Source organism: Nocardia ninae NBRC 108245 (genome assembly GCF_007990755.1).
Classification (GTDB): Bacteria; Actinomycetota; Actinomycetes; order Mycobacteriales; family Mycobacteriaceae; genus Nocardia; species Nocardia ninae.
The window spans coordinates 1-22,407 of the sequence record NZ_BJXA01000069.1 but is presented as its reverse complement, the minus strand read 5'-3'; the positions used below and the strand labels follow the sequence as shown (position 1 = coordinate 22,407).

General features: G+C 67.6%; 20 protein-coding genes and 1 pseudogene. 12 read left to right on the top strand and 9 right to left on the bottom strand.

Annotated elements, in window-relative coordinates; translation table 11 throughout:
- Positions 1–25: 25 nt before the first annotated feature.
- Positions 26–754 carry an amino acid ABC transporter ATP-binding protein gene (locus NN4_RS34310; RefSeq protein WP_107660733.1) on the bottom strand — a complete coding sequence of 243 codons (729 nt, stop codon included), beginning with the start codon at positions 752–754 and terminating at the stop codon, positions 26–28.
- 371 nt (positions 755–1,125) lie between these two features.
- Here NN4_RS34310 and miaB point away from each other — a divergent pair, with 371 nt between their 5' ends.
- Both miaB and NN4_RS34300 read left to right on the top strand, forming a co-directional pair.
- On the top strand, positions 1,126–2,685 hold the full coding sequence (gene miaB, locus NN4_RS34305) for a tRNA (N6-isopentenyl adenosine(37)-C2)-methylthiotransferase MiaB (RefSeq protein WP_371865792.1): 1,560 nt from the start codon (positions 1,126–1,128) through the stop codon (positions 2,683–2,685).
- 429 nt (positions 2,686–3,114) lie between these two features.
- Positions 3,115–3,690 (top strand): Rv2732c family membrane protein, encoded by a 576-nt coding sequence (locus NN4_RS34300; RefSeq protein WP_246181234.1) that lies wholly within the window; start codon positions 3,115–3,117, stop codon positions 3,688–3,690.
- Positions 3,691–3,761: 71 nt separating this feature from the next.
- On the opposite strand, the gene NN4_RS34295 is transcribed toward NN4_RS34300, so the two are convergent.
- Entirely contained in the window at positions 3,762–5,123 is a 1,362-nt protein-coding gene (locus NN4_RS34295; RefSeq protein WP_147139994.1) for a DUF349 domain-containing protein, read from the bottom strand.
- Positions 5,124–5,376: 253 nt separating this feature from the next.
- Here NN4_RS34295 and NN4_RS34290 point away from each other — a divergent pair, with 253 nt between their 5' ends.
- The 6 genes from NN4_RS34290 to NN4_RS34265 all read left to right on the top strand — a co-directional run bounded on the left by NN4_RS34290 (position 5,377) and on the right by NN4_RS34265 (position 13,006).
- Entirely contained in the window at positions 5,377–6,126 is a 750-nt protein-coding gene (locus NN4_RS34290; protein WP_147139992.1) for a class III extradiol ring-cleavage dioxygenase family protein, read from the top strand.
- The gene (gene miaA / locus NN4_RS34285) at positions 6,123–7,055 is read left to right on the top strand and encodes a tRNA (adenosine(37)-N6)-dimethylallyltransferase MiaA (protein WP_147139990.1); all 933 of its coding nucleotides are present in this window, start codon (positions 6,123–6,125) and stop codon (positions 7,053–7,055) included. The genes NN4_RS34290 and miaA overlap by 4 nt, the downstream gene beginning before the upstream one ends.
- A complete protein-coding gene (locus NN4_RS34280) occupies positions 7,052–7,888 on the top strand; it encodes a TrmH family RNA methyltransferase (protein ID WP_107658180.1) in 837 nt (278 codons plus the stop codon). The genes miaA and NN4_RS34280 overlap by 4 nt, the downstream gene beginning before the upstream one ends.
- Before the next feature lie 33 nt (positions 7,889–7,921).
- On the top strand, positions 7,922–8,803 hold the full coding sequence (gene dapF / locus NN4_RS34275; protein WP_147140042.1) for a diaminopimelate epimerase: 882 nt from the start codon (positions 7,922–7,924) through the stop codon (positions 8,801–8,803).
- Positions 8,804–9,029: 226 nt separating this feature from the next.
- Positions 9,030–10,487 carry a GTPase HflX gene (hflX, locus tag NN4_RS34270; protein ID WP_147140040.1) on the top strand — a complete coding sequence of 486 codons (1,458 nt, stop codon included), beginning with the start codon at positions 9,030–9,032 and terminating at the stop codon, positions 10,485–10,487.
- Positions 10,488–12,100: 1,613 nt separating this feature from the next.
- Positions 12,101–13,006: a lysophospholipid acyltransferase family protein gene (locus tag NN4_RS34265; protein ID WP_147139988.1), complete on the top strand. Its 906-nt coding sequence runs from the start codon at positions 12,101–12,103 to the stop codon at positions 13,004–13,006.
- A gap of 4 nt (positions 13,007–13,010) precedes the next feature.
- Here NN4_RS34265 and NN4_RS34260 read toward each other — a convergent pair whose 3' ends face one another.
- Positions 13,011–15,011: a glycosyltransferase family 39 protein gene (locus tag NN4_RS34260; protein ID WP_147139986.1), complete on the bottom strand. Its 2,001-nt coding sequence runs from the start codon at positions 15,009–15,011 to the stop codon at positions 13,011–13,013.
- A 257-nt stretch (positions 15,012–15,268) separates the two neighbouring features.
- On the opposite strand from NN4_RS34260, the gene NN4_RS34255 reads away from it, so the two are divergent.
- Together NN4_RS34255 and NN4_RS34250 are read left to right on the top strand one after the other, a co-directional pair.
- Complete coding sequence (locus NN4_RS34255) at positions 15,269–16,414, top strand: acyl-CoA dehydrogenase family protein (protein ID WP_147139984.1); 1,146 nt, start codon at positions 15,269–15,271, stop codon at positions 16,412–16,414.
- Between the two features lie 118 nt (positions 16,415–16,532).
- Complete coding sequence (locus NN4_RS34250; RefSeq protein WP_186818769.1) at positions 16,533–16,724, top strand: DUF3072 domain-containing protein; 192 nt, start codon at positions 16,533–16,535, stop codon at positions 16,722–16,724.
- Positions 16,725–16,763: 39 nt separating this feature from the next.
- Here the strand turns inward: NN4_RS34250 and NN4_RS34245 are convergent, their stop codons facing one another.
- The 5 genes and pseudogenes from NN4_RS34245 to NN4_RS45345 form a co-directional block, all read right to left on the bottom strand.
- Positions 16,764–17,900 carry a hypothetical protein gene (locus NN4_RS34245; protein ID WP_147139982.1) on the bottom strand — a complete coding sequence of 379 codons (1,137 nt, stop codon included), beginning with the start codon at positions 17,898–17,900 and terminating at the stop codon, positions 16,764–16,766.
- A gap of 134 nt (positions 17,901–18,034) precedes the next feature.
- The gene (locus NN4_RS34240) at positions 18,035–18,754 is read right to left on the bottom strand and encodes an energy-coupling factor ABC transporter ATP-binding protein (RefSeq protein WP_147139980.1); all 720 of its coding nucleotides are present in this window, start codon (positions 18,752–18,754) and stop codon (positions 18,035–18,037) included.
- A gap of 177 nt (positions 18,755–18,931) precedes the next feature.
- A complete protein-coding gene (gene cbiQ / locus NN4_RS34235; RefSeq protein ID WP_147139978.1) occupies positions 18,932–19,693 on the bottom strand; it encodes a cobalt ECF transporter T component CbiQ in 762 nt (253 codons plus the stop codon).
- On the bottom strand, positions 19,694–20,053 hold the full coding sequence (locus NN4_RS45855; protein WP_222595220.1) for a PDGLE domain-containing protein: 360 nt from the start codon (positions 20,051–20,053) through the stop codon (positions 19,694–19,696).
- Positions 20,054–20,077: 24 nt separating this feature from the next.
- A pseudogene (locus tag NN4_RS45345) lies at positions 20,078–20,770 on the bottom strand (energy-coupling factor ABC transporter permease); the annotation flags it as partial.
- A gap of 115 nt (positions 20,771–20,885) precedes the next feature.
- On the opposite strand from NN4_RS45345, the gene NN4_RS34225 reads away from it, so the two are divergent.
- Both NN4_RS34225 and NN4_RS34220 read left to right on the top strand, forming a co-directional pair.
- Complete coding sequence (locus NN4_RS34225; protein ID WP_246181233.1) at positions 20,886–21,236, top strand: ArsR/SmtB family transcription factor; 351 nt, start codon at positions 20,886–20,888, stop codon at positions 21,234–21,236.
- A gap of 142 nt (positions 21,237–21,378) precedes the next feature.
- Entirely contained in the window at positions 21,379–21,561 is a 183-nt protein-coding gene (locus tag NN4_RS34220) for a YegP family protein (RefSeq protein WP_147139973.1), read from the top strand.
- Between the two features lies 1 nt (position 21,562).
- On the opposite strand, the gene NN4_RS34215 is transcribed toward NN4_RS34220, so the two are convergent.
- The gene (locus tag NN4_RS34215; protein WP_147139971.1) at positions 21,563–22,057 is read right to left on the bottom strand and encodes a hypothetical protein; all 495 of its coding nucleotides are present in this window, start codon (positions 22,055–22,057) and stop codon (positions 21,563–21,565) included.
- Between the last annotated feature and the right edge of the window lie 350 nt (positions 22,058–22,407).

Here is a 22,407-nt window from a genome sequence, read left to right as displayed (position 1 = left end):
CGGGCCAGCGGTCGATCTCTACGTTTCAGTGGGTCAGAATCTTGCCGAGGAAGTCCTTGGCACGGTCGGACTTCGGCGCGGTGAAGAACACCTCGGGTTCGGCGTCCTCGACCACCTGGCCGTCGGCCATGAACAGGACTCGGTTGCCCGCGCGACGGGCGAAGCCCATCTCGTGGGTGACGACCAGCATGGTCATCCCGTCCTTGGCCAGCGAGACCATCACGTCGAGCACCTCCTGGACCATTTCGGGATCCAGCGCGGAGGTCGGCTCGTCGAACAGCATTACCTTCGGGTTCATCGCCAGGGCGCGGGCGATGGCGACGCGCTGCTGCTGTCCACCGGACAGCTGGGCCGGGTACTTGTCGGCCTGGTTGGCGATGCCGACCCGGTCGAGCAGTTCCATGGCGTGCTTGCGCGCCGCTTCCTTCTTGATCTTGCGAACCTTGATCGGCGCGAGCATCACGTTCTCGACGATCGTCTTGTGCGCGAACAGGTTGAACGATTGGAAAACCATGCCGACGTCGGCGCGTAGTGCGGCGAGGCCGCGGCCTTCGGCAGGGAGCGGGACACCGTCGATGGCGATGTCACCGGAGTCGATGGGTTCGAGGCGGTTGATGGTGCGGCACAGCGTCGACTTCCCGGAACCCGAAGGCCCGAGAACAATGACTACCTGTCCTTTGGGGACTTCCAGGTCGATATCGCGCAGTACGTGCAGTTCACCGAAGTGCTTTTGCACGTTGCGCATCGAGATCATCGGCACGCTGGCGGCGCTGGCGTCCCCGGTTGAAGCGTTCCCGGTCGTATCGGGCGCGGCGGCGTCGTCGGTCATGGTCCAAGACCTTAAAGGCAAAATCCGGATTTGCCCGAGTTTCGGCGACACACCGTTCCGCCACGCCGGGGCGACACGCCGTGTTAACCCGGGTGCCCGGTTCGTCCGAGTAGGCGTCAGCGGGTCCGTCGGAGGGTCGGTCGGAGGCGCAGCGTGCCTGATCAGAAGGTGTTAGCGCCGTTAGGCCCCGAGCGACCGTGCCAGCAAAAAACGTGCCGTTAAAAAATGTGCCGATGCCCCCGAAATTTGGGTCGCCCGAACGTCGTCCGATTCGGGCCTGCCCGTACCCTGGACGCGTGGATTCGATCGGACAGGCAGTGTTGGCACCCGCCCAACCGCCCATAGAGGGCCTGCGCAGCTACGAGGTCCGCACCTTCGGCTGCCAGATGAACGTGCACGACTCCGAGCGCTTGTCCGGGCTGCTGGAGGACGCGGGGTACGTGAAGGCCGCGCCGGGGGCGACGGCCGACCTCGTCGTGCTCAACACCTGCGCGGTGCGCGAGAACGCCGACAACAAGCTCTACGGCACCCTCGGCCACCTGGCCTCGATCAAGGCCGACCAGCCCGGCATGCAGATCGCCGTCGGCGGCTGCCTGGCGCAGAAGGACCGCGGCACCGTGGTGCGCAAAGCGCCGTGGGTGGACGTGGTGTTCGGCACGCACAACATCGGCTCGCTGCCGGTGCTGCTGGAGCGGGCCAGGCACAACGCCGAGGCGCAGGTGGAGATCCTGGAATCGCTGGAGGCGTTCCCGTCGAGCCTGCCCGCCAAGCGCGAGTCCGCGTACTCGGGCTGGGTGTCGATCTCGGTGGGGTGCAACAACACCTGCACCTTCTGCATCGTGCCCGCGCTGCGCGGCAAGGAGGTCGACCGCCGCCCCGGTGACGTGCTCGCCGAGGTGCAGGCGCTGGTCGACCAGGGCGTGCTCGAGGTGACGCTGCTCGGGCAGAACGTGAACGCCTACGGCGCCTCGTTCGCCGACCCGGACGAAGCACGCGACCGTGGTGCGTTTGCCAAGCTGTTGCGCGCCTGCGGCACCATCGACGGCTTGGAGCGGGTGCGGTTCACCTCGCCGCACCCGGCCGAGTTCACCGACGACGTCATCGAGGCGATGGCCGAAACCCCGAACATCTGCCCGCAGCTGCACATGCCGCTGCAGTCCGGCTCGGACAAGGTGCTCAAGGCGATGCGCCGCTCCTACCGCAAGGCGCGCTACCTGGGCATCATCGAGAAGGTGCGGGCCGCCATGCCGCACGCGGCGATCACCACCGACATCATCGTCGGGTTCCCGGGGGAGACCGAGGAGGACTTCCAGGAGACCCTGGACGTGGTCCGGCAGGCCCGCTTCACCAGCGCGTATACCTTCCAGTACTCCAAGCGGCCGGGCACCCCCGCGGCCGACATGCCCGATCAGTTGCCGAAAGCCGTTGTGCAGGAACGCTATGAGCGGCTCATCGCGTTGCAGGAGGAAGTCTCGCTCGACGCGAATCGGGCGCTGATCGGCACGGAGGTCGAACTGCTCGTGGCCGACGGGGCGGGCAAGAAGAACGCCGCCACCGCACGGATGAGCGGGCGTGCCCGCGACGGCAGGCTGGTGCATTTCCGGCCCGGCGGTACTCCCGAGTCGATCCGGCCCGGCGACATCGTGACCGTCGACATCACCGAGGCGGCACCGCATCACCTGATCGCCGACGCGCCGATCAAGTCGCATCGGCGCACGTCGGCCGGTGACGCGCACGAACGCGGCATCACGCCGAAGACCGAACCCATCGGCGTCGGCCTCGGACTGCCCCGCATCGGCGCCCCCGCGCCGGAACCGGTTGCGGCCGTGGGCTGTTCGACCGGTTGCGGGTCGTAGAACGCGACGTATGTGGCGGCGCGGACGTCGAAACCGAGCGCCGGTGCGGCGGATCGGTGGGCAAGCGGGCCGTATGGCGCGCATGCTGAAAGAGCACGGCGTCGTGAACCGGTCACCCACCGACACCGTGGGATTGCTTGGCGATAGCCACGCCGGACACGATGCGCACAACAGCGAGCGAGCCAGGCACCGTCGCGCACCGTGCGAGGCGGAACCGAATGTCAGCGAAGGGGCGGCGTGAGCGAGAAGCCGAGCGACAACAACGACGGATCGGGCGCGAACTTCACCCCGGACCCGGCCGCGCAGTCGAAGAACACGAAACCTACTACCGACGGTAGTGGGTCGGCTGCGGCGCGCGAACCCGATGCTGGCACAGTGGACGCGGGCAGTGCAGCGAACCACGAACAAGCCGAACGAAACGAGGGTTCAGTGAACTCGGTCGAGAGCAGCAACTTCGAACAGTTCCGCGACGAACTGGACGCGGTGGAACGTCGCATCGCCGGGGAGATCGACCCCGGTGTGCGCGCCATGGTGGTCGCGGGCGCGGTGTTCGTGCTGTTGCTTTCGCTGGTGCTGCCACACGCCGGCGGGGCGCGCGGCTTCGACGTGCTGCTCGGCACCAACGCCGCCCAGCTGGAGCACATCGGGCTGCCGTCGCGGATCTTCGTCTGGTTCCTCGTGGTCTTCGGCATCGGCTTCTCGATGCTGGCGCTGATGACCCGCCGCTGGTTCCTCGCCTGGATCGCCGTCGCGGGTACCGCCATCACCAGCGTGTTCGGCGTCTTCTCCATCTGGCACCGGCAGACGCCCGGCATCGGCAACTACCACGGCGCGGGCCCCGCCATCGGACTGATCCTCGGCACCATCGCCGCGATCGTGTTGACGTTCCACTGGATTCGTGTGGTCTGGAGTCGTACCGCGGTGCAGCTGGCCGCTGAAGAGCAGCGCCGCAATGCTTCTGCCGCTGCCGAGGAACGCGACCGCCGCCGCCTCACCGGGGAGTAACCGAGTTCGGACATCGACAAGGGTGGGCTGTCAGCGCAATGCCGACGGCCCACCCTTTGTCGTAGGTCGAACTAGAGGTTGGTGACCGCGCCTTCCGCGGCCTCGGCCCATTCACGCCACTGCTTGGCCTGTTCGAGGGCCTTCTCCGCGTCGCGTGCCTTGCCCGCGGCCTGGGCCTTGGCGGCCTGCTCCTCGAATTGCGCTACCCGCTCCCGGAATTGGGCCGCGCGGGCCATCGCCTCCGGGTCGGTGCGGCGCCACTGCGCGTCGACGGCGTCGCGGACCCGCTTCTCGATGGCGCGCAGCTTGCCTTCCAGTTCCTGAATGCGTTCGCGCGGCACCTTGCCGATGGCGTCCCACTTGTCCTGCAATTCGCGCAGCGCGGCGCGGGCGGCTTCCAAGCCGTTGGCCGGGTCGATGTGCTCGTAGGCCTGCAGCAGTTCTTCCTTGGCGGCCGCGTTCTGGTCGAACTCGGCGTCGCGCTCGGTGACGGCGGCGTTGCGGGCGGCGAAGAACACGTCCTGCGCGCTCTTGAAGCGCCGCCACAGTGCCTCGTCGGCCTCGCGCGGGGCCCGGCCTGCGGCCTTCCACTCGGCGAGCAGGTCGCGGAAGATGCCCGCGGTGCCGACCCAGTCGGTCGAGCCGGACAGCTCCTCGGCGCGCACGCACAGCTCTTCCTTGCGGGTCTTCGAGGACGCGCGTTCCCGGTCGAGCTCGGCGAAGTGCGCACCGCGCCTGCGGTTGAACGCCTCGCGGGCCTTGGAGTATCGCTTCCACAGCGCGTCGTCGACCTTGCGGTCCACGCCGCGGATCGACTTCCACTCGTCGAGGATCTCGCGCAGCCGGTCGCCCGCGGCCTTCCACTGGGTGGATTCGGCGGCGATCTTCTCGGCCTCGGCGCAGAGCGCTTCCTTGCGCTCGGTGTGCTCGTGGCGTGCCCGGTCCTTCTCCTCTTTGGCGTGCGCGGCCGCCTCTTCGGAGTGTTCGGCGATCGCCGCGAGGCGCTTGGCCAGCCCGTCGATATCGCCGATGACGGCGGCGGTCGGCAGCGATTCGGCGAGGGCGACGGCGGCGGCCTTGGTCTTGCGGGCATCCGCGCCCGCGGCCAGGCGCGCCTCCAGCAGGGCGACCTCGGTGGCCAGGTCGTCGAAGCGGCGGCCGAAGTGGGCCAGCCCCTCCGCGGCGTCACCGGCCTGCCAGGAGCCGACCTGGCGTTCGCCCTCGGCGGTCTTCACCCAGGCGGTGCCGTCCTCGTCGACCCGGCCCCAGGCGCTGGGGTCGGAGACGGTGGGCACCACGGGATGCGGGTGCTGGGTCTGGCCCGGCGTCGCGTGCGGCTTGGGAGGTTGGATCGAGCCGCCGGGTTTCGGGGCACCGGAAGAGCGCGGCATCGCGCCGGGGCTGGCTTTCGCGGTTCCGTTGCTGTCGGTCATTGCTCCTCGTCCCTGCCGCGCGTCACGGCTGCCTGGTTACGCCCTAGCTCATCCCATTGAACCCGGTCCGAGCTCTTGTGACCATCGACCCATGCCCTCACTCGGCGGAATCACGGGGATTGCAACCCCTGATGACCTGGGTTGTAGCTCTTCGAACAGTAGCAATCTCGGCCAGCTTTGCGGCAGAGACACTCGAAGCTGGGCGGTACCCGCGGTGCGTATCGGTGTCCCGCACAACGGTTACGGTTAGCCCGTGTTCCCGATTGCCGCCCTGGTCCCGTCGCCGCCGATCCTGGTGCCCGAGCTCTGCGGCGGTGTGACAGGCGCGGTTCCCGGTCATCCGGGCGATCCGCGGGCGGTGCTGCGGGCTGCCGTGCTCGACGCCGCGACGGCGCTCGCGCGAGTGTCAGACCGCTGGACAGTAATCGGCACCGGGGCCGCCGACCAGGTGTTCGGTCCGGAAACAGTCGGTACGTTTCGCGGCTTCGGGGCGGATGTCCCGGTCGCGCTTTCCGCAACCGCTACGGCCGAACCGGATGCTCAGCTTCCGCTGCCGGTGTTGATCGCTGGGTGGTTGCGGGAGCAGGTGGCGCCCGCGGTCAGCGCGGAAGTGAGAATCGTTGCCGCCGATACCCCGGAGCACCGCTGCGTCGAACTCGGTGCGAAATTGCGGGCGGAACTGAATGGTTCGGCCGGGCAGCACGGCGTGCTCGTGGTGGCCGACGGTGCCGCGACGTTGTCGCTGAAAGCGCCCGGCTATCTCGACGAGCGGGCGGCCGGCGTGCAGGACGATCTCGATCGCGCGTTGGCCGCGGGGGACCGGGCTGCGTTGCGCTCGCTGGATCCGGCATTATGCGCGGAACTCGTGATGTCCGGGCGGGCCGCCTATCAGATGCTGGCCGGGTTGTTCGAGACTGATCCCATGGTCGAGACGCTGTACAGCGACGCGCCGTTCGGGGTCGGATACCACGTGAGCCTGTGGCGACCGGCGAGGTCCGCGTGAGCGACTCCGACATCACCCCGATCGCCGTGGTCGGCCCCACCGCCACCGGTAAATCGAACCTCGGCCTCGACCTCGCCGAACGGCTCGGCGGCGAGATCGTCAACATCGACGCGATGCAGCTCTACCGCGGCATGGACGTCGGCACCGCGAAACTCACCGTCGCCGAACGGCGCGACATCCCGCATCACCAGCTCGATGTGCTCGACGTGACCGAAACCGCGACCGTCGCCGCCTATCAGGCCGCAGCGAGCGCGGACGTGGCCGCGATCATGGCGCGCGGTCGCGTCCCGGTCATCGTCGGCGGGTCGATGATGTATGTGCAAGCGCTGCTGGACAAGTGGGAGTTCCCGGCCACCGACCCGGCCGTGCGGGCGCGCTGGGAGGCGGTGCTCGCCGAGGGTGGTGTCGCCGCCGTGCACGCGGCGTTGCGGCAGGCAGATCCGGCCGCGGCGGCCACCATTCTGCCCACCGACGGCCGCCGCATGGTGCGCGCACTCGAGGTCGTCGAGCTGACCGGTCAGCCGTTCGCCGCCTCCGCACCGGAGATCGGCAGGCCGCGCTGGGGCACGGTGATCATCGGTGTGGACCGGGAGACCGCCGAGCTGGACGAGCGGATCGAACGCCGCACCGAGTTGATGTTCGCCGCCGGGCTGGTCGACGAAGTACGTGCCCTGATCGACCAGGGCCTGCGCGACGGCGTCACCGCCCGGCGCGCCATCGGGTACGCACAAGTCCTGGCGTATCTCGACAACGAATACGACATGAAGCACGCGCAAGAACGCACCCTGATCGGCACCCGGCGCTACGTTCGACGGCAGCGCTCGTGGTTCCGGCGGGACCCACGGGTGCGCTGGGTGGACGGCGCCGCCCCCGATCTGGTGGCGACCGCGCTCGCCCTGCTCGACGAGAAAGAACGGACTCCGCAGTGACCCGACGTGTGAGCACCCGCAATGCCTCGGTCCAGGTGTGGCAGGCCTACCTGAACAACCGGACCAAACGCCACCGCGACGGGCGCTTCCTGGTGCAGGGCGTGCGCCCGATCACCCAGGCCGTCGCCAACGACTGGCCGCTGGAGACGCTGCTCTACCGCCTCGGCACCCCTGATCTGTCCAGCTGGGCCAGGGAGTTACTGGACACCAGCGACGTTCCGCAGGTCGGGCTGGTGCCGGAGTTGATGGCCGAGCTCGGCGAAAAAGTCGGTGGCATACCGGAATTGGTGGCCGTCGCGGTGTCGCGGCAGCAGGAACTGGACACCTTCGAACCGGGGGAGCCCGGCGAGGACGCGCCCGTGGTCGTGGTGTTCGATCGGCCGAACTCGCCGGGCAATCTCGGCACGCTGATCCGGTCCGCCGACGCGTTCGGTGCCAGCGGGGTCATCGTCACCGGGCACGGCGCCGACCAGTACGACCCGCAGGCTGTGCGCGCGTCCACCGGTTCGCTGTTCGCGATGCCGGTGCTGCGCGCGGCCGGCGCCGCGCAGGTGCTCGAATTCCGGGACAGGCAGGTGCGTCGCGGCATCCCGACCCGGATCGTCGGCACCGACGAGCACGGACCGCGCGCGGCCTACGACTACGACTTCACCGAGGCCACCATCCTCGTCGTCGGCAACGAGACCACCGGGATGAGCGCCGCCTGGCAGGACGCCTGCGACGACATGGTGCACATTCCGATGGGCGGCACCGCCAGCTCGCTCGGCGCGCCCTCGGCGGCGGCCGTGGCACTGTACGAAATTTCCCGGCAGCGCCGGACGTTTGCCAAATGACGACAAGGTAGGGAGAACACGCACGTGTCGGATATCGAGTTCACCAAGGGGCACGGCACCCAGAACGATTTCGTGCTGCTGCCGGACCTCGAGGTTCGCCTGGAGCTGACCGCCGAGCGGGTCAGCGCGCTGTGCGACCGTCAGCGCGGGTTGGGTGCCGACGGTGTGCTCCGGGTGGCGCGAGCCGGTGCGTTGCGTGCGGCGGGTGTGATCGACGAACTGCCCGCGGGGGTGGGCGAGGCGGATTGGTTCATGGACTACCGCAATGCCGATGGTTCGATCGCCGAGATGTGCGGGAACGGTGTGCGGGTGTTCGCGCACTATCTGGTGGCTTCGGGGCTGGAGGACAGCAAGGAATTCGTTGTCGTCAGCCGCGCGGGTGGGCGGCCGGTTGTCGTGCATTCCGCCACTGCGGTGGACGGTGAGGTCACGGTGGACATGGGGCCCGTTCGGGAACTCGGTGAATCCACTGCGACTGTTGCGGGCTGGGCGTACCCCGGGGTCGGTATCGATGTCGGGAATCCGCACCTGGCTTGTGTTGATCCCGAGCTGTCCGCGGATGGGTTGGCCAAGCTCGACCTCACTGTGCCGCCCGGTTATGACCCGGATCTTTTTCCGCACGGCGTCAACGTGGAGATTTTGACCGCACTGGACGCCGAGCGTTCGGTCGATATGCGGGTGTATGAGCGTGGGGTCGGCGAAACCCGTTCCTGTGGAACCGGAACCGTCGCTGCTGCCGCGGCGGCGCTGGTTCGCGAGGGATTCCGGATCGCCTCCGATACGGGGGAGGTTCGCGTGCGGGTCCCCGGTGGCGAGGTCACCGTCGGGTTCGCGGGCGGTAGTGCTTCGCTGCGTGGGCCGTCGGTGCTGGTTGCGTCGGGGACGATCTCCGAGGGTTGGTGGCAGCAGCTCTGACCCGGTCAGCTCGGTCCAACACGCTGTGCCGAATATCCGAATGCGCCATGTCGGTGCATCGTGGGATCATGGATCTTGTATGACGAAATCTAAAGTTTATGAATTCACTCCGGCCGACGACTTCACCGAGACGGCCGATGACGACATCCAGCTCGACGATGCCGCGACCGACGTACCGGCCGACGAGGCCGAGACCGGCGATGTGGTCGCCGAGCACGCCGCGCGGATGAAGCGGTCCGGCGGATGGACCAGCGCCGACCCCACCGTGGGCGAGATGCAGCTCGATGAGCGTAGTTCGCTGCGCCGAGTCGCCGGGCTGTCCACCGAACTCACCGACATCACCGAGGTCGAGTACCGGCAGCTGCGCCTGGAACGGGTCGTGCTGGTCGGTGTGTGGACCGCGGGCAGCGCCGCGCAGGCCGACGCGAGCATGACCGAACTGGCCGCGCTCGCCGAGACCGCCGGGTCCGAGGTGCTCGAAGGGCTGATCCAGCGCAGGGACAAGCCGGACCCGGCCACCTACATCGGCTCCGGCAAGGCCGAAGAGTTGCGCGCCGTGGTGCTGGAAACCGGCGCCGACACCGTGATCTGTGACGGTGAACTGACGCCCGCGCAGCTGACCGCTTTGGAGAAGGTCGTCAAGGTCAAGGTCATCGACCGGACCGCGCTGATCCTGGACATTTTCGCCCAGCACGCCACCTCCCGCGAGGGCAAGGCGCAGGTCGCGCTGGCGCAGATGGAATACATGCTGCCGCGACTGCGCGGCTGGGGTGAGTCCATGTCCCGGCAGGCCGGTGGTCGGGCCGGCGGCAACGGCGGCGGTGTGGGCCTGCGTGGTCCCGGTGAGACGAAGATCGAGACCGATCGTCGGCGCATCCGCGAGCGGATGGCCAAGCTGCGCCGCGAGATCCGTGAGATGAAGACCGCGCGCGACACCATGCGGGCTCGCCGCAATTCCAGCGGCATCCCGTCGGTGGCGATCGTCGGCTACACCAACGCGGGCAAGTCCAGCCTGATGAACGCGCTCACCGGCGCCGGGCTGCTGGTGCAGGACGCGCTATTCGCGACCTTGGACCCGACCACCCGTCGCGCCGATCTCGACGACGGCCGCGAAGTCGTGTTCACCGACACCGTCGGTTTCGTCCGGCACCTGCCGACCCAGCTGGTCGAGGCGTTCCGGTCGACGCTGGAGGAGGTGACCGGCGCCGATCTGCTGCTGCACGTCGTCGACGGTTCCGACGCGCTGCCCGCCGAACAGATCAAGGCGGTCCGCGAGGTGATCACCGAGGTGATCAAGGAGCAGGGCACCCCCGCCCCGCCGGAGTTGCTGGTGGTCAACAAGATCGACGCACTGGACCCGATGGCGCTCACTCGCCTGCGCGGCCAGCTGCCCGACGCCGCCTTCGTCTCCGCACACACCGGCCTCGGTATCGACACCCTCCGCGACCGCCTGGCCGAAGTGCTCGGCGGCCTCGACGTCGAAGTCAGTGTCCTCGTCCCCTACAGCCGCGGCGACCTCCTCGCCCGCATCCACGCCGACGGCCGCATCCTCGACTCCACCCACGAGGAAGGTGGCACCCGAGTCCACGCCCGCGTCCCCCACTCACTGGCTGCGGCCCTGTCCGAGTTCGCCCACGCCGGTGGCGCGGTCGACCCGGAATCCAACGGGCACGTCGGGGAGTAGTCCCCAGGTCTGGACGGTGCGGCCGCCAGCAGGCAGCAGCCATGTGTGGCGCAGACCGTTGCTCCACACATGGCGATCAGCCCGGTAGCTTTCACGGCCGCCATCACGTCCCATTCGGCGGGCTGCTGATCACCGAGCGGGACATGGGTGGTGCGCTTACTCGCGTTCGCCGCCTTTACGTCCCGTTCGGCGGCCGACCATCCCCGACGGGGACCTCACGGCGCGCCCACTCGTGTTCTGGTGCCATCATGTCCGTTCGCGGGACCGCGCGTCGGCGCGACAGCCAGCAAGAGGCGAGCAGCCATGTGCGGCGCAGATCATTGCTCCGCGCACGGCGATCAGCCCGCATCGGGATCGTCGTCGGACAGGCCACCCTGGCGTGCCCACTCGCTTTCGCCGCTGCCATGTCCCGCTCGGTGGGACAGCTGGTGTGCCAGCCGACGAGACGAGTAGCGCCCGCAGGGCCACGTCCGCTCCGCACTGAGGCGACAGCTGCAACGATCGTCACCGCCCGGTACACCAGGCCGCGACCACCCGTGTTTCGCCGCCGTCATGTCCCATCCGGCGGGCTGCTGACCACCGAGCGGGACATCAGTGCGCGCCTACTCGCGTTTCGCCGCCGTCATGTGCCGTTCGGTGAGCTGCCGATCGTCGAGCGGGACGCCATGGCGTGCCTACTCGAGGTTGCCGCGTCACGTCCCGTTGGTGAGACCGCGGCTCGACAGCCAGCAAGGGGCGAGTAGCCATGTGCTGGCTGTCTGTTCCACGTCTAAAGACTCGGGCAGCGAGACGGGACGCTGCTGAGCGCCTCAGTAGGGCTGCCGTCCGGCATGTCCCGTTCGGAGGGCTGCCGATCATCGAGCGGGACACTCTGGCGTGCTTCCTCGCGTTTGCGCCGCCGGGTCCCGCTCGACGGGCCGACCACCAGTGAGCGGGACGTCATGGCGCGCCTACTCGCGTTCCGCCGCCGGCATGGGCCGTTTGGTGAGCAGCCGATCGTCGAGCGGGACACTCTGGCGTGCTTCCTCGCTTTTGCTGCCGTCATGTCCCGTTGAGCGGGTTGCTAATCGGCGCGCGGGACGTGATGGCACGCTCACTCGCGTTTCGTCGCCGTCGTGTCCCGTTCGACGGGGTGGCCATGACTGTGCGGGACCTTATGGCGTTCCCATTCGCGGTTGGCGCCATCATGATCCTGTCTGTGACCCTTGGTCTGCTGACGGCTGGCTTGCAGGAGCACTCGCGTGCCGTCGAAGGCGGTCGGAGCGGAGATGAGCGGGGGCTGCTGGCGGTTTCTTTTGCGGCAGAAGAAACGGTGGGCGCTGGTCGAGGCTGGGACGCTGTGAGTGTCGGCGGGACGACTGGCATGCGCACACAGGGTGGTTGGCGCATTCGAGCCATGCGCGTCTGGCACCGTTGTGTGGTTGCGCACGAATTGACAGCAAACTCTTGGGTTGGGGGATGGGTGCTGCGTGGCAGGCTGGTGGTGGTTTTGTCGCCGGGGGAGGGTGCGCCGAAGCTCATAGCAGACCGGGTGGACTGTGTTGGCTCTCACATATGATGCGGCACAGTGGAATTCGTTACGGTATCGTTCGGGGCGACATCAGGAGGGATGTATGTCGCACGACCGTTCGGGTTCGGTTGGTTCCGTGGAGGGCGCGTCCGGGGCGTCGGTGCTGGAGAAGCCTGCGCTCAGTGACGGGGCTCCACTGGCGGTTTCGCTGAGCGACAGCGATCTGCGGGTAATCGAGGCGTTGCTCTCGCCGTTGCGGGCGTGGACCAGTCCGCGGTTCTACGGACTCGACAACATCCCTACCGAGGGGCCCGTGCTGCCGGTCGGCAATCACAACCTGATGGGTGGCATCGACGCACCGCTGCTGTTGCCCGAGGTGCTGCGCCGCCGCGGTCGCCTGATCCGCGGGCTCGCCGAACACGTGCTGATCGCGGTCCCGGGCGTGCGTCACTTCCTGCACCGCTACGGCGCGGTCCGCGGCACCCGCGGCAACTGCCTCGTGCTGCTGAAGCGCGGCGAGGCCGTCATCGTCTTCCCCGGTGGCGGACGGGAAGCGGTGCGCCGCAAGAACGAGAAGTACCTCCTCAAATGGGAGGGCCGCACCGGCTTCGCGCGGATGGCGATCGAAGCGGGCGCGCCGATCGTGCCGATCGCGATGATCGGCGTCGACGACGCCTACGACATCGTGATCGACGGCGACCACCCGCTGCTGCGCCCGCTGCGCTGGACCGTCGAAGCCCTCGGCATCAACCCCGAACTGACACCCCCGCTGCTGCGCGGCCTCGGCCCGACCGTCCTGCCACGCCCCGAACGCTTCTACTTCTCCGCGGGCACCCCGATAGACCCGGCTCCCTGGCGCGACGCCGACGACATCGGCACGGCTGCAGAGGAATTGCGCGACGTAGTCCGCAAGTCCCTGGAGGAGGAGCTGAAATTCCTCTTCACCGAACGCGAACGCGACTCCGGCCGCACCCTGTTCGGCCGCATGCGGGACTGGATCCAGCGCTGATCGTCTAATTCGGATGCGGCGTCAGGTCGTAGATCGCGATATTGCCGATGTGCGTGGCGGTGTAGTGGTGGCTCACCCAGGTTGCGATCTCCGGCTTTCCGGTCACCTGCCAAGGCTTTTCGGGCGCGGACGGTGTGGCGGCGCCGGGCTGGCCGCCGACTTTCCAGGACGCGGGCAGCTGCATTTCCTGCACCAGGTAGTAGGTCAATTGATGGTCGGCCACGATCTGCTGGAACTCCTCTAGCGTTGGTACCGGGTCCTCTGCCGCGAACCCGCCGATAGCGATCACCGGGGTGCGGCTGGCCAATTCCAGCGCGGCGGCGATCGAACCGCGATCGACCGCGGCCGACCATTTCGTCGTGGTGCTCATCAGCATGGTGACGAGCTGCGGGTTGGTGAACGCGCCTCCGTCGGCGAAGTTCTGCGTCTGCCGATGGATGAGCGCCTCGATCCCGGTCTCGACGGGTTTGGCCGGTCCGACGACGGGACTGCGACCGACATGTGCCTGCGGCAGGGTGGCCGCCGCATAGGCCGTCGATCCACCGAGCCCGGCGAACACGCCGACGATAACCAACAGCGCGGTCGCTCTGGCCCGAGCGGTTCGCCGGCCGGCCGTCGCCGGAATCGCCGTCACCAGCAGCCCGAGCGCCGCGACCACCGCCGTCCCCGCGACGGTCCAGCGCAACCACGGCAGCCAATCCGAATTCCGTTGCAGCACAACAAAAGACCACAATCCCATGGTCAGCACCAGCGCGGCGGCACCGAGCCTGCCGAAAAGCTCATCGCGCCGTCGCCACAGCTCGTGCACCCCGACCGCCACCAACCCGGCCACGGCGGGCGCGAGCGTCAACGTGTAATACGAGTGCTCGATAGCCTTCATCGCACTGAAGGCGCCACCCATGGTGATCAGCCACAGCCCGAAAACCAGTGCGGCACCACGTATCTGATCAGTACGCGGCGCGCTCCACCGCGCAACCAGCACCACCACGAACGCCAGTAGAGCCGCAGGAACCAGCCATGAGATCTCGAAACCGCTCTCGCCCAGGAACAGTCGGCCGACTCCGGGCGATCCGAAATCATTGAAGCTCTGCAACAGCCCCGGCGGTGTTTGATAACCGGTCGGCAACGCGATCTGACCCGACGCCGGAGTGTCACCCAGGAAGCGCCCGAATCCGTTGTAGCCGAGCACCGCATCCATGAACGTGTTGTCCGTCGACCCCGCAAGATAGGGCCGCGACGAGGCAGGCCACAGAATGGTCAGCAGCACATACCAACCGGCGGAAACAATCAACGCCGCACTGGCACCGACCAAGTGCCACAATCGATTCCGCAGCGAAGTAGGCGCGACCACGAGGTACGCGATCCCCAGCGCGGGCAGCACCATCAACCCTTCGAGCAACTTCGTCAAGAACGCGAACCCGAGCGCGACACCGGCCAGCATCAGCCACCGCCCGTTCGCCCGCTCCAGTGCCCTGATCGTGCAGTAGCCGCCCGCCGTCATCAGCAAGACCAGCACCGCATCCGGATTGTTGAACCGAAACATCAACGCCACCACCGGCGTTGCCGCGAGCACCACTCCGGCGAGCAGCCCGGCGCCGCGGCTGCCGGTCGCCCGCGCCACCGCCGCATACGACAACCAGACCGCGGCAACCGCCATCAACGCCTGCGGAACGAGCATGCTCGCACTGCTGAACCCGAACAGCTGCCCGGACAACCCCATCACCCACTGCGACACCGGCGGCTTGTCGACGGTGATGAAGTTGCTCGGATCGAGCGAGCCGAACAGCAGCGCCTTCCAGTTCCGCGAGCCGGCCCAGGTCGCACCGGCGTAGAAGTTGTTGCCCATACCGTTCACGGTGATGTGCCACAGGTACGCGAGCGCGGTTCCGAGCAGCAGCACCGCCAACCCGAGACGCTCCACCGGTCGGGCCGGGGGCAGGGCTGTCGGACTCGAGGATGAGGCAACGGAACCGGTCGGAGCCGTCGCGATGAGGGTCGCCGCCATGGCCCCACCGTCGCATGGTGACGTTCACCAAGAGTTGGACAGCGGGTGAACACCGCGTCGGAACTGTGTGGTTGCGGACACTGCCGCGCCCGCCGTGGTTTGTCGAGAATCTCGGTCTTCTTCCGCGCGCCGTGACTTCACGCCTGGTCACTTCAGGATTCTGCCCCAGAAGTGAACTGCGATTCTCGTTCCGGGTACCGTATTAGGCAACGACGGGTCGGTGTGGACCGGCCGGGTGTTGTCCCTAGGAGGTTGGTGTGGAGCGCACACTGTTCGAACCCGAGCACGATTTGTTCCGGGAGTCGTTCCGCAAGTTTCTCGATCAGCATGTCGCGCCGAACCACGCTGAGTGGGAAGAGCAGGGGATCGTCGACCGCGCGGTCTGGCTCGAGGCGGGCAAGCAGGGCTTCCTCGGCATGGCCATGCCTGAGGAGTACGGCGGCGGCGGGGTCAAGGACTTCCGCTACAACGCGATCGTGGCCGAGGAGTCGGTCCGCGGCCAGTACTCCGGTCTCGGCTTCGCCCTGCACAACGATGTGATCGCGCCGTACCTGCTGGAACTGGCCAACGAGGAGCAGAAGCAGCGCTGGCTGCCCGGCTTCTGTTCGGGCGAGATCATCACCGCCATCGCGATGACCGAGCCGGGCACCGGCTCCGACCTGCAGGGCATCAAGACCCGCGCGGTCCGCGACGGTGACGACTGGGTGCTCAACGGCGCCAAGACCTTCATCACCAACGGCATCAACGCAGACATCGTCATCGTGGTCGCGCAGACCGACCCCGAGAAGGGCGCGATGGGCTTCAGTCTGCTCGTCGTCGAGCGCGACATGCCCGGCTTCGAGCGCGGCCGCAACCTGGACAAGCTCGGCCTCAAGGCGCAGGACACCGCCGAACTGAGCTTCACCGACGTTCGGGTGCCCGCCGCCAACCTGCTCGGTCAGGAAGGTGCCGGCTTCATCCACCTGATGCAGAACCTCCCGCAGGAGCGCCTCTCCATCGCCGTGATGGCCGCCGCCGCCATGGAAGCGTGCCTGGACATGACCATCCAGTACGTGCGCGACCGCAAGGCGTTCGGCAAGCCCATCGGCACCTTCCAGAACACCCGCTTCGTCCTCGCCGAACTGGCCACCAAGACCACCGCGGTCCGCGTGCTGGTCGACCGTTTCATCGAGGACCTCAACAACGGCAAGCTCTCGGTCGAGGACGCTGCCATGGCCAAGTGGTGGAGCACCGAGGAGCAGGTCGAGCTCATCGACCGCTGCCTGCAGTTGCACGGCGGCTACGGCTACATGAAGGAATACCCGATCGCCAAGGCGTACATGGACGCTCGCGTGCAGACGATCTACGGCGGCACCACCGAGATCATGAAGGAAATCATCGGACGGTCGCTGAAGCTGTCCTGATCCGGAGATCTCCATTCGGTTGCACCACGGTGACCGCCGGACGGCTGCGGTGGTTGAGGGACGACGATCCGGGTATGTAGGGGTCGAACATGCGTTCTGTCGAGTGTGAGGAGCGATGATGGTGCAGCCGAATCCGGAGAAGGATCCCGAGCAGTGGACCACCGGTGACGAGCCGATGACCGGACCTCAGCAGTCCTACCTGCAGACCCTGGCCCAGGAGGCGGGCGAGGAAGTGCCGGAGGGGTTGACCAAAGCGCAGGCGTCGGAGCTGATCGATGAGCTCCAGCAGCGCACCGGTCGCGGCGCCTGAGCTCGTCGGCGCCGGTCGCCGCTCGGAGCGGTCGAGGATCTATCTGCGGCAGTCGGTGAGGATGAAGGCGGCTGTCTGCTGCGGGGTGAGGCCGATGTCATCGAGTTCGAGCCGGGCCCATGCCGAGATCTCGGCGACCAGGGCTGCCGTTCGTTCCTCGTCGTCGCGCAGGACCGCTTCGGCGAGGAGCAGGTAAGCACTTTGCCTTGTCCCAGGGAAGTCGGCCGCCATTGTCCCGATGTGGTCGCGGAGGTGGCGTCCGTGATGCGGGTAGAGGGCCGCCAGTACTGCCAGCAGGTATCGAGCGGCTGGGGGTTCGGCATCCCAGCGTGCCAATAGCCACGGCGCTTCGCAATCGATCGCAAGGTGTATTCGCCGGCCGAGTTCGGCTACGGCGGGGTGGAACTCGGGATTTTGCGCGCGAAAAGCCTGCTCGATGACCTGTCGCATCATCGTGCCCGCGCCGCGGACGATCTGTTCGTACAGTTGCACCCTGCGCCGGGCGGGCAGTGTGCCGGGCGCCGCGAGCCTGGCGAGGTGCCGCATCCCGATCGGCGTCGCCGGATAACAGGTTCCGTGCGGCAGTAGATGGACGTAGCACAGCTCGGCGAGCAGCCACTCCCAGTCCGCGTCTTCCCGTCGCAGCGCGGCGAAGAGCGCAGGGACGTCGCCTGGGATGTCGTCCAGGTCGTCGTGCGACACGATCGGCCAGTCGATGTCGCCGAGACTGCCCAGTTCGTCGGTGGGCAGTAACGCGTCGGCCGACGGGACCACGTCGGCAGGCAGCTCCCAGTGGGCGTCCGGCGGAGGATCGGGAAGCGGTTGGAGCAACGGGATCGGCGGGCGCACACCGGGATTGCGGAACAGTAGGTCGGCGTCTGCGATACCTTCGCCTACGTCCTCGACGTACTCGATCAACGCTCCGGCCGATCGAGCGCCGTTCTCGCGCGCGATCGCGGCAGCGGCTTTGCGGACCGCTGTCATCGTGCGCTCGCCCAGCTCGTCGGCTGAGTAGGGTCCCTCATCGAAGACGGTGACCATCCACTCTCGCTGCCGGGGCGACACACCCACGTATGCGAAGCCGTATGTGAGCAGCGCCAGCGCCAGGTCGATCGCGGTGTCCTCGGCCAGGGCGGCGAAATGATATTTCCCGCCCAGTGCGTCCCGATTCGTCATCAGCTGAAGCCATCTTCCGACGTTATGTGCGGAGGCCGCCCCGTCGGCCAGGCCAAAGATTACCGCAAGGATCTGTCCAGACAAGGTGCCGGTGCAGGACTCCAACGGTCCGGGTCATGGTCCGCTCGAGCGGCTCAGCTGAGGCGATGTTCGGTCAGAAGCGCTGCGTCATCGAGGATTTCGTCGGTGGGACCGTCGGCGACTATGCGTCCTGCGTCGAGGATCACCACGCGATCGCAGATGCGCTGGGCATAGGGGAGATCGTGGGTGACCATCAGGATGGTGGTCGGCAGGGTGGTCAGTACGTCCGCCAGCTCGCGTCGCGCTACGGGGTCGAGGTTGGCGGCGGGTTCATCCAAGACGAGTACTTCTGGCCGGCAGGCCAATACGGTGGCCAAGGCGGCGCGGCGGCGCTCGCCGACCGAGAGTTGGGTAGGGGAGCGCTCGGCTCGATCCGACATGCCCACTGCGGCGAGGGCGTCTCGAACGTTTTCGGTGAGCTGCGCGCCGCGGATACCGAAATTGGCGGGTCCGAAGGCGACATCTTGTTCGACGGTCGGCATGAACAGCTGGTCATCGGGGTCCTGGAAGACCAGGCCGACGCGTTGGCGGATGGCGCGAACGGTGCTGCGGTCCAATAGGATTCCGCCGATCCGCACCTCGCCGGATGCCGGGGTGAGCACGCCGTTCAGGTGCAGCATCAGGGTGGATTTCCCGGCACCGTTGGGGCCCAGGACGGCGACCCGTTCGCCGGGGGCGATGTCGAGGTTCACGCCGTGCAGGGCGCCGGTGCCGTCGGGATAGGCGAACGTCAGGTCGACCAGACGTACTGCGGGCGTTGCCGATTCGGTCATCGGAGCACCCAGGCGGTCTGATGGGTGCAGAGCATCGCGACCGCGGGAGTCGAGTCGAATCGGATAACCCGCGCTGTCGGGCAGGCGCAGGCCGCAGCGGCAGCGGACATCGTCATGTCGGTCATCGGACACCCCATGGTGCCAGGTTTGCGCAGGCCATCACGGTGGTGGAGTCGGTCACTGGACAACCCAGGCTGTCAGGCAGATCCAGACCGCCACGGCGGCGGGCAGGCAGCCGAGCACCCATTGCCTCGGCGTAGCGGGCTTGGTGCCGAAATCCGGTACGGCACCGGTGAACCCGCGCGACAGCATCGCCAGATGGACGCGTTCCCCACGTTCGTAGGAACGCAGGAACAAGGTGCCCGCACCGCGTGCGGTCGCACCTGCTTGGCGCAGGGTTCGCGGGTCGTCGCCGCGCGAAATCCGCGCCAAACGCATCCGACCGGCTTCCTCGAGCAGTAGGTCGACGTACCGGAGCATCAACACGACGATGGTGACGATCATGCCGGGCACGCGCAGTCTGGTCAGGCCGGCCGGCAATTCGCGCACATTCGTCGTAGCGGCCAAGGTGAGCGAAACTCCCACGCCGATGGTCCCTTTCGCGACAAGGCCCCACGCGGCATACAGCCCAGTGGTCGACAGTGACAGCCCGAGAAACGTCGTCCTCGGCGCACCCGCCGCGAACGGCAGCAGGACCGCTAGCACTACGAAGGGCAGTTCGATCAGCAGCCGCGGCGCGATCCAGCGCAACGGGATATCCGCCCAGCGCCAGAGCGCGACCAAGCCGAGCGCGTAACAGCCGAAGGGCCAGAACAGTTCTCGCGGGGTCGCCACGACGGCGAAGACGGCGAGCACCGCGCAGACGATCTTTACTTCGGCCGGTACCCGGTGCGCCGGTGAACTTCCCGGCAGATACAGGCGGTGACTGGCGACCGTCACCTACGTCGACCCCGACTCGGTCGCCACGGCCGTGTCTTTCCGTCGTCCCGCCCGGATCAGGTTCACCACTGCGAACAGCACCGCGAAAGCCGCAGCCACCCCGAGAATGCCTGCGACACCGGTCAGTTTGTCGTTGCCGTCGATCGTGTAGTCGGCCAGTGGTGAGTTCGCGAAATGGTGGTCTTGCGCGTTCTTGGCGATGCAGTCGCCCTGCAGCTCTTCGGTGCCGTCCACCTGGACCACGGTGCAGCCGCGCTGCGTGGTCGCGTCCAACCCATCCGGCTGCGAACTCGCCACGTAGGACAGCAGACCCGCGACGAGCACGGCCACCGCGGCGAACGCCAACAGGAACCCGGTCATCGAGAGCTTAGGCCGCAATGGTGTTGCGGCGGTGCGGCGTTGGCCGCCGACCCGCAACAGGTAAACGAGATCGGGTCGAGCGTTGACCACGGCGACGAGCGTGATCGCGGTGATGATGCCCTCCCCGACGCCGATCAGCGCGTGAGTGATCAGCATGTATCCGGTGACCGCACCGACGGTCGAGCCCGCCGCACCGCCGATCAGGTACTCGACGACGAAACCCGAAGCCGCGCCGACGGTCCCGACAAACGCCGCGACGAATCCGACAATCCCGATCCCAGCGTCAGCGCGCCGCCGAGCCAGCACCGGCAGCACGAGGCGGGCGACCGTGTAACCGACAGCGACCCCGATCAACGCCATGTTCGTGATGTTCGTGCCCAGCGCGGTCAGCCCGCCATCGGCGAACAGAAGCGCCTGCACGACAAGAACAATCGCCACGCACAGCGCCCCGACGTAGGGCCCGACCAGAATTGCGGCGAGCGCGCCGCCGAGCAGATGCCCGCTCACTCCCGGCAGGATCGGGAAGTTCACCATCTGCACCGCGAAGATGAACGCCGCCACCAGACCGGCCATCGGTGCGGCCCGCTCGTCCAGCTCGACGCGAGCCCGCCACGCCGCGAAGCCCAGGCCCGCGACCGCGATCACCGCGAAGATCAACGAGGTCGGCGCGTCGACGATGCCGTCGCTCATGTGCATGGCCTGGGTTGTGCTGCTCACTTGTCGAGACGATACCCGCGATACCTGATCAGCTGAACAGATGTTCCGATGTTCACAAGCGCTGGTCGTACTCGACCAGGAACGGCAGAGTAGACGTGTGGCAGTGAGCATTCCGCTGGATCCCGATCACGCCGACCGCGCCGCATCGGGTTTGGCTATCGCAGGCATCGAGCGCTGGGCGAACCGTTTCGAGCTCTTGTCCGACGCCAACCGGCTCCGGCTGCTGCTGTGCCTGCACCACGCCCCCGACATCAGCGTCAGCGACCTGGCCGCCGCGGTCGGCATGTCCGGCACTGCTGTCTCGCACGCATTACGCCTTCTCCGCCAACAGGGTTGGGTCGCCGCCGCCAAACACGGCCGCATCGTTCGCTACCGCCTCGCCGACGACACCATCCACGACCTGCTGCACTGGATCGGCGCGACCCATGCGGCGGAACCGCTCGGGAAGGAAGTGGCGACCACCTGATCTCGCGTGAGTGAGCCGGCCTGCTCTGGCATTGGCAAACTGTCGGCTATCAGAACCGGCTGGCTGCGAGGATTGAGAAAAAGCTGGACGGTTACTCCTTCGAATGACAGGACTAATCCGGTCGAGCGAAAGAAGAGCAACCATGGCCGCCAAATTCGAGTTGTACACGGACAAGGCCTCGAAGACCCGCTGGCGCCTGAAAGCGCCCAATGGTGAGGTCATCGCCGCGAGCCAGGCCTACGAGAGCAAGGCCGCAGCCAAGAACGGCATCGAGTCGGTCAAGAAGAACGCCTCCGTCGCGACAATCGACGACCAAACCGAGTAGGTCAGTCGGCACCGAGCACGACCCCGTCGCCGCAGACCTCCCAGCTTTTCCCGTCGCGGGTAGCGCCGCGCAGTCCCTCGAAGACCCCGACGCCCGCCAGCGCACCACACCTCGGATCGGCCAGCGACCCGAACGCGAACGTGCGTCGCGCGGTCCAGTCCGTGGAGTGCATGAGCCGTCTGCTCAATTGAACGAAACCCGCGACTTCCGCCGCGATCACCCAAGCGTCGGGTGTCCCCGCGGTGAGCCGTCGCGCCTGCCGCAGCCAGGAAGCGGCATCCTCCGGCCAGTCGACGACGGCTGACACGTGGCAGCCGCGCTCGCGCCACGCTGCGGCGAACGCATTCGCCGCAGCGGCCGAGTTGGCGTCGCGACTGTGCCCAATGCTGACGGTCGTACCGTTGCGCAGGCCTTGCCGCACCATCACCAGCAGCCGCGCCAACTCGGCATCGGTGTGCGGTGGGGGAGCTCCATCGGGTGGAGCCAGATTCCGCAACCTCGGGGATGGACGACTGTCGCCGCGCGTCGCCTCGGCCACCCGCCAGGGGAGCTCAGCCGAGCGCGAAGCGTGATGTCCGGACAATCTGAGTTGCAGGCTCACATGAGGAAGACGCCGCTAACCCGTCCGCCGTGAGATTCCCAGTCGGCACTCGGCGATGCCTCGGCTCTGGCCCACCCTGACCTCCGCCCGCGAACTTTGCCCTGCCCCTTCGATCCCCGGCCTTGGTCGTGGCCCCGACTCCCGACGCCGGCTGCGGTCATCCAACTCCGACCGCCGAGGGCCGAGCGCCGAGGCCGGCCACCGAGCGCCGGCCACCGAGCGCCGAGCGCCGACCGCTGGCCGCC

Bases quoted from the DNA above. Each gene is read 5' to 3' on its own strand.
- NN4_RS34265 (WP_147139988.1), top strand. From the start codon at position 12,101: ATGTCGCACGACCGTTCGGGTTCGGTTGGTTCCGTGGAGGGCGCGTCC.
- NN4_RS34295 (WP_147139994.1), bottom strand. From the start codon at position 5,123: ATGACCGACAGCAACGGAACCGCGAAAGCCAGCCCCGGCGCGATGCCG.
- NN4_RS45855 (WP_222595220.1), bottom strand. From the start codon at position 20,053: ATGACCGGGTTCCTGTTGGCGTTCGCCGCGGTGGCCGTGCTCGTCGCG.
- hflX (WP_147140040.1), top strand. From the start codon at position 9,030: ATGAAGCGGTCCGGCGGATGGACCAGCGCCGACCCCACCGTGGGCGAG.
- NN4_RS34220 (WP_147139973.1), top strand. From the start codon at position 21,379: ATGGCCGCCAAATTCGAGTTGTACACGGACAAGGCCTCGAAGACCCGC.
- NN4_RS34245 (WP_147139982.1), bottom strand. From the start codon at position 17,900: ATGACGAATCGGGACGCACTGGGCGGGAAATATCATTTCGCCGCCCTG.
- NN4_RS34250 (WP_186818769.1), top strand. From the start codon at position 16,533: ATGGTGCAGCCGAATCCGGAGAAGGATCCCGAGCAGTGGACCACCGGT.
- NN4_RS34240 (WP_147139980.1), bottom strand. From the start codon at position 18,754: ATGACCGAATCGGCAACGCCCGCAGTACGTCTGGTCGACCTGACGTTC.
- NN4_RS34310 (WP_107660733.1), bottom strand. From the start codon at position 754: ATGATCTCGATGCGCAACGTGCAAAAGCACTTCGGTGAACTGCACGTA.
- NN4_RS34260 (WP_147139986.1), bottom strand. From the start codon at position 15,011: ATGGCGGCGACCCTCATCGCGACGGCTCCGACCGGTTCCGTTGCCTCA.